Genomic DNA, 12,336 nt, shown 5'->3' with positions numbered 1-12,336 from the left:
TATAGTATGCAAAATAATAGCTAAACTTCTTATTTTCTCTTTCTATAGGATAAATATTCTATAAATCTCTTTGCTGCAAGTGACAGCGATTTTTGCTCCCTCATCGCAATCCCAATAGTTCGAAAAGCAGGGATCTCAAGCTCTTTCGCGATAATTTGGTAAGGAATGCGTTCTAAAATCAATTCAGGTAATATACTGATTCCCAACCCGTTTTCCACCATTGACATAATGGCATAGTCGTCCCATGTTGTAAAAGAAATGTGCGGCGAGATATTGTGCTTCTCAAAAATTTCGGAGATTTCAGCTTTTGCGCCTTTTTCTAAAAGCATGAATGGACTGGTCAATAGTTCACTTATAGGAAATTTATCGCAATCAGCAAGAGGATGATCCTGATGAATGACTACCAACAAACGGTCTTGCTCTACAAAGATTGTTTCCATTTTAGCTTTTGTTGGTAGTCGCAAAAATCCAAAGTCGACCCTACCTTCGATAATCCAGCTTTCGATTTCGGTGTAATCTCCTAAGAGTAGCTCGAAATCAATCCCTGGATAATCCTGCTTAAAGAATTTGATCATATGAGGTAGCCAATGTGTTGCTACACTAGAAAATGTACCAATTCGGATGATTCCTGATTGGATATCATGTAAGTCTTCGATCTGCATCATTAACATTTCATGCTCATTACATATACGCTGTAATTGGGGCAGTAGCTTTAAGCCATCGGATGTTAAACTGATTCCGGCACGACCTCGTTCAAAAAGGGAAATTCCCCATTCTATTTCTAAATCGTTGATCATACGGCTGATACCAGACTGTGTATAGTTTAATGCATCGGCAGCTCTTGTAAAGCTCCCATATTCTACTGCTTTGACAAAGGCCATATATTTTTGGATATTCATAACGCTATCCCCCTTGCATGCTATTTTGTTATGTATAGCATGACAAACATTCAATTTTGTAATACATATAAGTATGCTATGCTATTCCCATTACAAAAGCAAGTTGAAAGGGAGTGGAAGGAAAGGACGGAAAAAACACCTAATAGTTCCTATTAAATTGCGGTAGGTTAGGGGAGTAGGCCATGAAATCTAAATTTCAATTTATCGTATCAATGATTATTTTTGGCACAATCGGTTTAGTTGTGCGTTACATTGATTTAGCGGCGAGTGAAAGAGCTTTACTAAGTAGTTTACTAGGATGCTTATTTTTATTCTTCATCTTCTCCATAATGAAGAAAAAAATATCCTGGAATTTAGTGAAATCGAATGCTTTATTTTTGTTTCTCTCAGGCGTTGCATTGGGAGGAAACTGGATTTTTCTCTATCAATCCTACGACCACACATCACTTGCCAATGCCACACTAGGATATTACTTTGCACCAGTAGTTGTAATGATTCTTTCACCTGTTGTACTTAGGGAACAATTATCCATAAAAAAAATAATATGCATTGTCATAGCAATTATCGGTATGATAATGATTGTAGGAGAAGGAGTGAGTGCAACGGAATCAGATGATTTCCTTGGACTTACCTTTGGATTGATGGCAGCTGCGTTTTATGCGGCATTGTTACTTTTAAACAAATTTATTAAAGAGATGGACAAGCTAGAGCTGACCATTATTCAACTTGGAACGACTGCATTATTACTGCTGCCGTATGTTTTTTTGACAGAAGGCTTGGGGATTTTTGAATTATCACGCGCATCTATTCCTTTTATTTTAATTTTAGGTATCGTTAATACAGGGATTGGATTTTGGTTGTTTTTCTCGGGAATGGAAAAATTGAAAGGGCAGAGTATTGCGATGCTAAGCTATGTCAATCCTTTTGTAGCAATATTGATTTCTGCAATGATATTGCAAGAGCAAATGACCCTAGTGCAAATTATCGGAGGGGTATTTTTATTAGGTTCTACATTTGTTAGCGAAATTCGATCTTTTAACTTTTCAAAACAACTCATGAAAAAACAAATAGAGTAACAATTTATCACGGGAGACTTAAATCGATAGTACATGGTATTTAACATTTATAGGGTTGTTCAATTACTAAGACAACAATCAGCCAATTCAAGTTGGCTAATTGTTGTTTTTTAAACTCTTGATAAGATGCTTGAGCTTCTTGATGAGTTTCTCCAAAACGTTAACTGCCCTTAGCTAAGAGAGTTTAAGAACTTCAATATATCTATACATACCCTTTAACATAACAGATTCATCTCTTATAATTCTGAGCCTTTGATCATTTTGTTTAAACAGCTCCTCAAAACTTCTACCAATATCTGTTCCTAACATACTTATAAATGGCCTTACCAATTTTTTTGTTAGCGTTAATTTTTGATTTTTAGGAGCAAATTTATCAAAGATAAGAATTCTACCATCCTTCTTTAAAACTCTTATCATCTCTTCAAAGCATTTATTTTCATTAGGAACCACAGAAAGTATTAAACTAGCTACAATATAGTCAAATGATTCATCTGCAAAAGACATTTTTTGAGCATCCATTTCTAAAAATTGATAGAAGAGTGCTCGAATTTATGTTGAGCTTTCGCTAGCATATCAGGAGAATAATCAATGGCTGTTATATCATAATCAACATAGTTGATTAATTCTAAATCAGCCCCAGTACCAATACCTACATAGAGGATTTTTTGTTTACGCTGAAAAGGTACTTCTTGAAAAATCCTCTTTCTGGTCTTTAAAAAAGTACCTGTATTAAAAAATTTATCGTAAAAGGAAGAGCCAATTTTATAAATAATTTTGTTCCACGTATTATTCAATGCTACATCCAGCCTTTCTACAGAGCGTATGAACTTCTAAAATCCTGTGTCCCCTCCGAAAATAGGAGTGACCCACGCAATAATCTTTGTCATCATGTCAAAATATAATAAAATCCCATTAAAATCAATAATCATAAATGGCTTCTTTTTGGAAGAAACGTAATTTGAGACAGCTTAAGAAAGGAAATTGAAAAACCAAGTACATTAATAAGTATGTATAATAAGCCTTTATCAGGGTTTGTTAGCTCTAAAGCCATTATTACAAGTGTCCAGCCAGTTGTGAAACCTGTCCCAAATTTAATCTAATATTCCTTTTCAGACAGTAAAAAATCTAACTTGTGGATGCCTACGTTTATTAGCTGAAGAGAGACCCATATGTTTTAAAATTTTTGACAGACATATTAGGTAGTGCTAGTATGTTTGACACACATATTAGTGATATCGAATATGATCATATCAAAACATATTAGCTAAGTCTAATATGAATTGGAGGAGATTTTGTGACAGAAAAAAATATTGACTTAAAAATTAAACTAATTCATGGATTTTCAAACAAGGTAAGACTTCAAATTTTAGAGTGTATCAAAGAGAAAGAGAAGACAGTATCTCAAATCGTCGAGGAATTAAAGGGGAATCAGTCTAATATCTCTCAACACTTAGCCTGTTTAAAAGGGTGTGGCATTATTGTTGGTCGTAATGAAGGAAAATATTGCTACTATAGTTTGAGAAATGAGCGTATTCGCGAACTTCTTGAAATGTTTGATACGGTTTTAGAAGATGTTCATTCTGATGTTGCGTGCTGTGCAAACCATGTAGATTAAAGATATATATAAATAAAAGCAGATTCCATAATATATAGGGAAGGATGCAGGAGATTTGAAATTATGAGGAAATAGGTGTTCCTTAACTATATGAATGAGCTGGTACAGAAAAAATCAAAGATAGAGGAACATCTTTACCAATAGGGTTAGTGGTCGTAAAGGTTTAATTAAGGTTAGTCCAAAGTAGAAAACTACCTGATCTGAATAGAATTTATAAAAGGGTTACTGAGATAATGTAACCCTTATTGAGGGAGGTCGTGACGGTCAACCAACGCCACCACCGTATAAGTGCGTGCGATACACTCAATATAAATTTGTGCAAATAAAGGCTAATTATACATAAAAAAAAGCAGCGTCGTCACACGCTACAGTAATTTAATGAACATGTTAGGTGATTCATAAAAGAGTTTAACAAAGATTATGAATGGAACCATGCTATAAAATAAGTTCGATACAGAAGATAACTTGGATCCAAAAGGTTGTGAAGATTATTTTTTCGTCAAACTCATATTCTGACACTTGTGTGATTTTGGTAAATTTTAGTAATGTTTTATTTTTACTTAATATGTGAGCTAATAATAATAAGTGTTATACCCGTAAATAAGCAAACGATTCTTGTCACAGGTATTTTATCTGCTAGTCCAAATAATGCAATTGCTGTCGTTACGATTAAAACTGTTGGACCAACCAAAGCAAGCATTGTATTAATATAAAATGCTTTTTCTAGATTATTTAACTTTAGCATCAACAATCCAGCACTTACTTCAATACTCCCAGACAATACACGTAAAATAACCATAGCAAGAACCGACTTTTCAATAATTGTCATCATCCTATCTTTATAGAAAATTTAATATAATTCCATCATGAATAGAATAATAGATTTTTGTTTTAATGAAATACTAAAATCAATATATGTATGATTCGTGTCTAATATTCTTGTTAGATTATGCTTTAATCCTTAGACTAGGAATATAATTAAAGATTTTTTCAATGTTTGGAATTAGCATAAAAAATGAGCTGTGTTTCTATAGTTGAAACACGGCTCATTTTTTATTTTTAATCCCTATTTAGATTAATGTTCAATTTGAAAGCTATCAATAAAATTCTAATTCTTATATCACGCTGCATATGCATATATTCTCCATATTTATAGTCTATACTTTATTTTCAAATGGACTATAGAAAGGTTGAGTGAGCGTATTTGTTAGAGCAATTAAATTTACTTCTTGCATTTGGTGCTGGATTATTATCATTTTTATCACCTTGTTCATTACCATTGTATCCAGCTTTTCTATCTTATGTAACAGGAATATCCTTTAATGAACTGAAAGAAGAAAAAGGGATTTTGAGGCGAAAATCTCTGATACATACCCTGCTTTTTTTACTTGGTTTTTCTATTATTTTTATGGCACTAGGTTTTTCAACTTCTTTTATCGGACAGATTTTTATTCAGTATAAAGAGTTCCTAAGACAAATTGGAGCAATTATCATGGTCTTTTTTGGATTAGTTATTCTAGGTTTTTTTAAAATCGATATTTTACAATCTGAAAAAAAGATTCATTTTAAAAAAAGGCCCAAAGGATATTTTGGTTCGGTACTTATTGGTATGGGTTTTGCAGCTGGATGGACACCTTGTACTGGACCAATTCTTGCAGGAGTAATAGCTTTAGGCGTGTCTGATCCTGGGAAGGGCATGTTGTACATGCTATTTTATGTGCTAGGTTTCTCTATACCTTTCCTAATAATGTCTTTATTTATCGGAAAAATGAAGTTTCTTCAAAGAAAAAATGGACTGTTTATGAAAATAGGTGGTGCAATAATGATTGTGATGGGGGTTTTATTATACTTTGATATGATGACTAAAATTATTGCGTTTTTAACACCGATTTTTGGAGGATTTACTGGTTTCTAGTTTTACATATATAAGAAAGGAAGGAGCCTAACTTCATTATGGATAAAAAAAAGAGAAGATTTCTTATGCGTTCAATTATATTAATTATATTATTTGGGGCAATATTCTTCACAGTCTATTCAACTTTAACGCAAGATAAAAATGAAGTATTAAAAATAGGGGACGATGCTCCAAATTTTACTCTAGTTGATATGCATGGTGAGAAACATAATTTGGAGGAATACAAAGGACAAGGCGTCTTTTTAAACTTTTGGGGTACTTGGTGCAAACCTTGCGAAAGAGAATTTCCAATTATAGATAGATATTATAATGATTATAAAGAAAAGGGTATACAGGTACTAGCTATAAATATAGCAGAATCCGACTTCGTGGTTCAAAATTATATTGACCGAAAAGGTCTAACTTTTCCGGTTTTAATAGATAAAAATAAAAGTGTAATGGAAGCATATAATATCAATCCATTACCAACGACTATTCTTATTAATTCTGAGGGGAAAATAGAAAAAATAATCACTGGAGAAATGAAAAAACAAGATATAAAGAATTATATGGAACTAATTCTACCAGACTAAATAATGATTCTTAATATCACTAAAGTCAATTTTGGGTAATTCAAAAATTGTTACATTGCATGTGCAGCGAAGACAAAATGAAGGAGATGAAAGAGGAATCAATTCCGCAGAAGAAACAACTGTGTATATGGTTAACTACACTTCTACTTCTGGTGTAAAAGTAACAATTCATAAATGGCTAACGGAAAGTGATGATCTACTCCGTAAAAATTAAATACTCAGAGATGTTCGACGAGTCAAATCAATTTTGACAAATGGAACATCTTTTTTTATGTAGAAATTCTAAAAATTCATTTCATTTTAATTTTAATCCATAATTTCTCCATAATTATTCGTTATATTCATTTTGAATCATGTAATAATAACGGGAGGAGGTATGGGGCATTAGAAAGTGGGGAATTATTTTCACTTTAGGATTATTAGCAGTTATTTTAGAGGGTTGTACAAATGAAAATACAAACTTGAATACCATAACAGTGTTAACCGTTGAATTTTTTAGTGGAGATCCACTTAATGATCTATATGTGGTGTTACTTAATGAAGAAGGGAAAGAAATAGATTCAACAATTAGTTTGAATAAAGGTGAGGCTCAATTTAATAATTTGCAACCGAATGAAACCTATACAGTAAAAGTAGGGAATCCAAACAATTTTACAACAGGAATGTATTTAACAGAGAAAAAATTTACGTATACGTCATCTACACAATCCATATTAGTGCAAACATATGCAGTAAATCATAATAAAGGATTTGGAGTTCCTGTAATTCTACAAAATCCTGAATTACCAAATGGGTGTGAAATAACTACTCTTACAGCAGTACTTAATTACTATGGTGCAGAAACATCTAAATTAGAAATGGATCAAAATTATTTACCTAAACAATCGTTTGAATACAAAATGAAAAAAAAGTATGGGCCAAATCCTAATCAAGCATATGGCGGCGAGCCAAGCAATCTAGAAACGGGTACATATGTTTTTGCAGAACCAATTGTCAAAGCAGCTAATAATTTTATCACCGAGAGAAAGTTAGATTTACATGCAAAAAATAGTAGTGGAAGTACAATAAAAGAAATAACAAATTATATTAGACAGGGAATACCAGTTATTATATGGGTAACATTGGACCTCTCACCACCAAAGGTTAAAGGGGGATGGATTATGGAAGAAGCAGGTGAGTACCATCAAATGTATCAAAATTTACATACAATGGTACTATTATCTGTGGGAAATACGACTGTGGAAGTAATGGATCCACGTAAGGGATTGATAACATTGGATAAGGGAGCATTTTTTAATAGCTATGAAGCATTAGGCGAACAGGCAGTTGTTGTTTATTAACAATAGTTCATTATATGCAAGTAATAGGTTAAAAAAGATAGCGTTTAATCATGGAAGAAAAATTACTTCAATTACTTGAACAATCTGGATTATTTGCAATTTTGGTTAGTTTAATGATAAATACTTTGGTTAGTATTATAGGTGTACTACCAAGTGTTTTTGTTACAGCTACTAACCTTGTGTTTTTTGGCGTATTCAACGGTTTGTTGATTTCTATTATCGGTGAATCACTTGGTGCAGTTATTAGCTTTATTTTATATAGAAAAGGAATCAATAAATGGAAAAGACCGTTCGTATTACACCCTAAACTTTTAAAATTAAAGGAGTTGGAAGGGTCTGATGCATTTTGGATAATTGTCAGTTTAAGGATTTTACCTTTTATGTCATCAGGTCTTGTGACTTTTACTAGTGCATTTTCTAAGGTGTCTTTAGGCACATTTGCGCTTGCTAGTACGATTGGAAAAATACCAGCCTTAATCTTTGAAGCAGGAGCCGTATATGGTTTTATGCAAGTAAATTTAATAGGGAAAATTGTAATAAGTATCTTATTAATGTCAATTATCATTTTGATTTGGAAAGTTAAGAAGTAAAAAAGTCATATCAAAGTTTTCTTAGATAGAGTGGTTAATACTTGTCTCATTTAATTACAAATCCATATTTTCTCCATACTTCTTTGTTATAGTGCCTATGTAAAGAATAAAAGGAGGAAACATAATGAAATCTAAACTTTTGATTGCTTCATTATTGGTAGGCGCTATTATAATGGGGGGATGTAGTGTGGGTAATTCGGAATCTAATAATAATTCAAATATGGACCATTCTACTATGTCTGGTATGGACCATTCCAATATGAGTGATGAAGAAATGAAAAACATGGAGGGTATGGATAATAAAGATAGTAGCATGGAAAATGGTCATGCGAGTCATAACAATCCATTAGCATTAAATAATTCAACTGGGGAAAATGAGCTTGCGCTTCCACCTATTATTGAACCTAAAAATGGAATTGTTGATATTACTGCTCAAAAAGGAACGACAGAAATCCTTAAGGGAACTAAAACAGAGACATTTGGATATAATGGTTCCTTTTTAGGGCCAGTCATTCGTATTCATAAAGATCAAAGGGTAACGTTTAGAACTAAAAATGCTTTATCTGAACCAACAACATTTCACTGGCATGGATTAGAAATTCCCGGAAATGGTGATGGCGGTCCACACCAAGTCTTAGAGCCAGGTGTAACAGAAGATGTAAATTTTACAGTTAATCAAGGAGCATCTACGCTGTGGTTCCATCCACATCCAGAAGGTGCTACAGCAGAGCAAGTATATAAAGGTTTAGCTGGCTTAATTTATATTGATGATGAAAATTCGCAAAAAATCAATTTACCGAATGAGTATGGTGTGAATGATTTTCCGTTAGTATTCCAAGATAGACAATTTACTGAAGAAAAGCAATTAAATTATCAAGCAGTCCTTAATGAGGATGGTACAATAGGAGATACTTTGTTAATTAATGGTACTTTGAATCCTAAACTTACTGTCGGTAAAGAAAAAATAAGACTTCGATTATTAAACGGTTCTAATGCTCGTAATTATACGTTTAAATTGAATAATGGAGCTACATTCCAACAAATTGCTACTGATGGAGGTTTCTTAAATCAACCAACTGATATGAAAGAAATTACCTTAACACCAGGTGAGCGAGCAGAGGTAATAGTGGATTTTTCAAGGATGGATGACAAAACTGATATAGCATTAATAAATGAAGAAGGAATTACCCTTTTACCATTTAAAATTGAACAAAAAGCTGCAAGTACAAGTAACATTGCACAAAAATTAAATGATTTTGGTGTTACGGAAGAGGAAAAAACCTTACCAGTTACAAAGGAACTTGAACTTTTTGGTATGGGCACAATGGTTTCAATCAATGGTTCACAGTTTGATATGAATCGCATTGAATTCACTCAAAAACAGGGAGATACTGAAATTTGGGAAATTTATAATAAACCTGATATGATGGGTGGCATGACACATCCTTTCCACATACATGGCACTCAATTTAAAATCGTGTCGATTGATGGGAAAGAACCTCCTTTAAATTTAAAAGGGTGGAAGGATACGGTTTCAGTTGAAGCTGGTCAAACAGTTAAATTAGCAGTGAAGTTCATTAATAAGGGCATTTACATGTTCCATTGCCATGTCCTTGAACATGAAGAAAATGGGATGATGGGTCAAGTTGAAGTAAAATAAAAATAGTTTAAAAACCTCCATATATTTGGAGGTTTTTTAGATGTTCAAGAGTGGATTTTAAACGACTTAAAACACCAGATAAAGCCATTTCGAGCCATTTAAATGCTTTCTGTTGCTTTAAAGACTTCTAGGATACGACCTTTTTGTAACTTAACAATTAAATAAGCTACCATTAGTCTGAAAACTAATAGTAGCTAATTGTACAACTTCAAGCATCTGTCATATTTTTATTCTTTAATCAATTGCTTAAGCTGATTGTATTTTTCAACCATTTCATTTAGATTCTGAGTTCGAGTATCCTTTTCTCTTAGAGTAAGATAATCATGTGCACTTACAACTACTTCATTAATGAATTCATTTTCTTCACAAACTCCTTTTAACCGACTTTTCATACTATTTTTTGAAGAAAAAACCACTAAATTATTTCGTTTATTTATAATTTTTTCTAAGGTCCATTCAATGTTATTCTTAGATAAATTAGTTTCTGATATTAGGATTAAAAAGAGTTTTTCCAGTTGATCCTGTCCAATAAAGTGGGTGGTGATTTTGTAAAACATGTACCATACTACTTCTTTGTAAAAGGACCGTATTTCCATTCCCAATGCTTACAGTAGCAGACTTAAATGTTGCAGTTGCAGTTTCAATTTCTGCTGCAGTAGCAGGTTTATTAAGCATACCGATAATTTTATATTTTATTACTTAACATTATGATTATCTTGGGAGCGAGGTATTTTATCGGTGAGTGTATACAAACCATGTAATGCTGGCTGTTAATAATGCTGACGAAATCAACGCTGTAAGAATACTATATGTTTGCCAAATAAGTATCGTTGACCAATCGATAGCATAGCACAGTATACCAAGGACAATCGTAGCCATCAGGAAAATAACTGTTATGATTATTCTCTTTTTTGTCATTGGCTGTCTCTTATTCATTTTCTTTTTTCGTAATCCTAAGAGAAATAGCAGAACAGCCAATAGGCAAAGAATAATAGTGATAGACGACAAAATGATATCCAAAAGCTGTGTGCCACTTATTTCATATGACTGAGTTAGATTGCCGTCTAATATATCTTTAACTTTTAGTACCAAGTTTATATTGGTATTTGCGCCGTTGCTCAGCAAGCAGACGGCTGTTCTGTCATTTAGCAGTATGGCTACTTCGGTTCTGAAATTTGGATTGCCCCCAGTGTGTTCGATAATTGTTTGGTCGGCGTTTACCGACCAGCCTGCCGCATAATACATATCATTGACAGCCGAGACAGACATATCACCCCTATGTGATTTTTCGATAACCGTGTGAAATATTTCGGGTATGTCCTGCACAATACCCATCTGTATGCCCATCCAACGTGCCATATCTTTTGTATTAGAAATGATGTAGCCTGCGGGTTTGTTCCCAGTATAATCCGGAGCTTTAAATGGAGTTGTCATAAAAAAGGAAGAACGGTAGCCTTGTGCCAACTGTCCAGTGGCTTGGGCATCTTCTTTATAAACATACGTCTGGTAAAGACCTAACGGCTGAAATACTTGTTCCTTCATAAAGTCTTCATAGCTTTGTTGCGACACAATCTCAATAACCAAACCCAATACGTCATAATTAACGGTTCCATAGTTATACTGTTCACCAGGAGGGAACGCCAATTCAGCATCTACGAGCATTTCCACAGTCTTTTGCAACATATCCGGTGTATTGCCTTGTGGAATATTTTGAGTATGCCTAATATTTGTTAGACCACTGGTATGTTGAAGAAAGTTATTTAGTGTAAGGCTTTGCGTATCAACAGGTTTTCCTTGATACTTTAACGTAAACCAAGGTAAATATTTTTGCACAGGATCCGTCATTGAGAGCAGCCCTTGCTCTTCCAACAGCATAATACCCATACCAGTAAAAGCTTTACTGACAGAAGCTAACTCATAGAGTGTATTTTCACTTGCAGTCAACCCCTTTTCACGGTCAGCATACCCTGAAGAAAAGTAGAACACTTCATCATCGACAATTATTGAGATTGAAATTCCTGGAACACCTGATATTCGAGAGGCATCATCTAGCAACGCTTGTATTGCCGCAGATTTCGAATCTGACAGTGCATAACTTTGTGTTGTGGATTCTAAGAATAATATAAATATCATTAATACAACAACAATAATCTTTTTCATAAACACTCCTTTTTGAAAAATTATAAGAGAATAATATAAATAACATACTTTTACAACTATTAAACTAAATTATAACTTATCTTTCTATTCACCTTTATAATATTAAGTAAAATGTGAAGAGTTACCTTTAACGAACAGATACGTTAGTTCAATAAGTAAAACGATCTTCAACAAAAGGGTGCATTCTGTAATAAGGATCAGCGCTTGTTTGCATTAAAGGGCCAGATTGTGGAATAAAAGTTGTAAAACAAACAAGAAATCTATTACCATGAGGGAGGCTTTGCTGATAAGACTTTTAAATCTACTAGATGACGAGAACTCGAATAAGAGTCAGAAGCCTCATTCTTTTAAACGGACCAATATGCAAATTCCAAATATATTCTATTGGCATAAGAATGGTTACTCGTAATATATTCTACAATTGATGCAACATAAAAAACGTATATTTACCACGTTTTAAAATCTATTTCCGGTTTGTTGTATAAGAGGGATTTTTGAAACAGTGTAGA

At 33.2% G+C, this 12,336-nt stretch carries 12 protein-coding genes and 1 pseudogene; 8 read left to right on the top strand and 5 right to left on the bottom strand.

All coding sequences use genetic code 11. The features are described 5' to 3' along the window. Positions 1-29 precede the first annotated feature (29 nt). On the bottom strand, positions 30-899 hold the full coding sequence (locus tag LBYS11_RS11595; RefSeq protein ID WP_103118178.1) for a LysR family transcriptional regulator: 870 nt from the start codon (positions 897-899) through the stop codon (positions 30-32). 182 nt (positions 900-1,081) lie between these two features. Here LBYS11_RS11595 and LBYS11_RS11590 point away from each other — a divergent pair, with 182 nt between their 5' ends. Beyond that, positions 1,082-1,975 (top strand): DMT family transporter, encoded by an 894-nt coding sequence (locus tag LBYS11_RS11590; protein ID WP_103118177.1) that lies wholly within the window; start codon positions 1,082-1,084, stop codon positions 1,973-1,975. A 174-nt stretch (positions 1,976-2,149) separates the two neighbouring features. Here LBYS11_RS11590 and LBYS11_RS11585 read toward each other — a convergent pair. Further along, positions 2,150-2,769 (bottom strand): annotated as a pseudogene (locus LBYS11_RS11585) (class I SAM-dependent methyltransferase). A gap of 500 nt (positions 2,770-3,269) precedes the next feature. Between LBYS11_RS11585 and LBYS11_RS11580 the strand changes: the two are divergent. Next, on the top strand, positions 3,270-3,590 hold the full coding sequence (locus LBYS11_RS11580) for an ArsR/SmtB family transcription factor (RefSeq protein WP_048392987.1): 321 nt from the start codon (positions 3,270-3,272) through the stop codon (positions 3,588-3,590). A 556-nt stretch (positions 3,591-4,146) separates the two neighbouring features. Here LBYS11_RS11580 and LBYS11_RS11575 read toward each other — a convergent pair. Continuing rightward, entirely contained in the window at positions 4,147-4,422 is a 276-nt protein-coding gene (locus LBYS11_RS11575) for a YqhV family protein (protein ID WP_048395961.1), read from the bottom strand. Between the two features lie 372 nt (positions 4,423-4,794). Between LBYS11_RS11575 and LBYS11_RS11570 the strand changes: the two genes are divergently transcribed. From LBYS11_RS11570 to LBYS11_RS11545, 6 genes are all read left to right on the top strand, one after another. Then, positions 4,795-5,505 (top strand): cytochrome c biogenesis CcdA family protein, encoded by a 711-nt coding sequence (locus tag LBYS11_RS11570; RefSeq protein WP_048395830.1) that lies wholly within the window; start codon positions 4,795-4,797, stop codon positions 5,503-5,505. Positions 5,506-5,543: 38 nt separating this feature from the next. Continuing rightward, positions 5,544-6,077, top strand: a complete 534-nt coding sequence (gene resA / locus LBYS11_RS11565; protein ID WP_103118176.1) for a thiol-disulfide oxidoreductase ResA — start codon at positions 5,544-5,546, stop codon at positions 6,075-6,077. 31 nt (positions 6,078-6,108) lie between these two features. After that, positions 6,109-6,291 (top strand): DUF1541 domain-containing protein, encoded by a 183-nt coding sequence (locus LBYS11_RS23640; protein WP_081011021.1) that lies wholly within the window; start codon positions 6,109-6,111, stop codon positions 6,289-6,291. A gap of 247 nt (positions 6,292-6,538) precedes the next feature. After that, positions 6,539-7,417 (top strand): C39 family peptidase, encoded by an 879-nt coding sequence (locus tag LBYS11_RS11555; RefSeq protein ID WP_054550203.1) that lies wholly within the window; start codon positions 6,539-6,541, stop codon positions 7,415-7,417. 50 nt (positions 7,418-7,467) lie between these two features. Next, positions 7,468-8,007: a TVP38/TMEM64 family protein gene (locus LBYS11_RS11550; protein ID WP_103118175.1), complete on the top strand. Its 540-nt coding sequence runs from the start codon at positions 7,468-7,470 to the stop codon at positions 8,005-8,007. A gap of 124 nt (positions 8,008-8,131) precedes the next feature. Then, positions 8,132-9,667 (top strand): multicopper oxidase family protein, encoded by a 1,536-nt coding sequence (locus LBYS11_RS11545; protein ID WP_103118174.1) that lies wholly within the window; start codon positions 8,132-8,134, stop codon positions 9,665-9,667. A gap of 227 nt (positions 9,668-9,894) precedes the next feature. Here LBYS11_RS11545 and LBYS11_RS11540 read toward each other — a convergent pair whose 3' ends face one another. After that, positions 9,895-10,224 (bottom strand): hypothetical protein, encoded by a 330-nt coding sequence (locus tag LBYS11_RS11540; RefSeq protein WP_103118173.1) that lies wholly within the window; start codon positions 10,222-10,224, stop codon positions 9,895-9,897. Between the two features lie 175 nt (positions 10,225-10,399). Beyond that, entirely contained in the window at positions 10,400-11,827 is a 1,428-nt protein-coding gene (locus LBYS11_RS11535) for a serine hydrolase domain-containing protein (RefSeq protein ID WP_103118172.1), read from the bottom strand. Positions 11,828-12,336: the final 509 nt, after the last annotated feature.

The organism is Lysinibacillus sp. YS11 (genome assembly GCF_002896375.1).
In the GTDB taxonomy this organism is placed as follows: domain Bacteria; phylum Bacillota; class Bacilli; order Bacillales_A; family Planococcaceae; genus Lysinibacillus; species Lysinibacillus capsici.
This window is presented reverse-complemented; position numbering and strand designations above follow the sequence as displayed.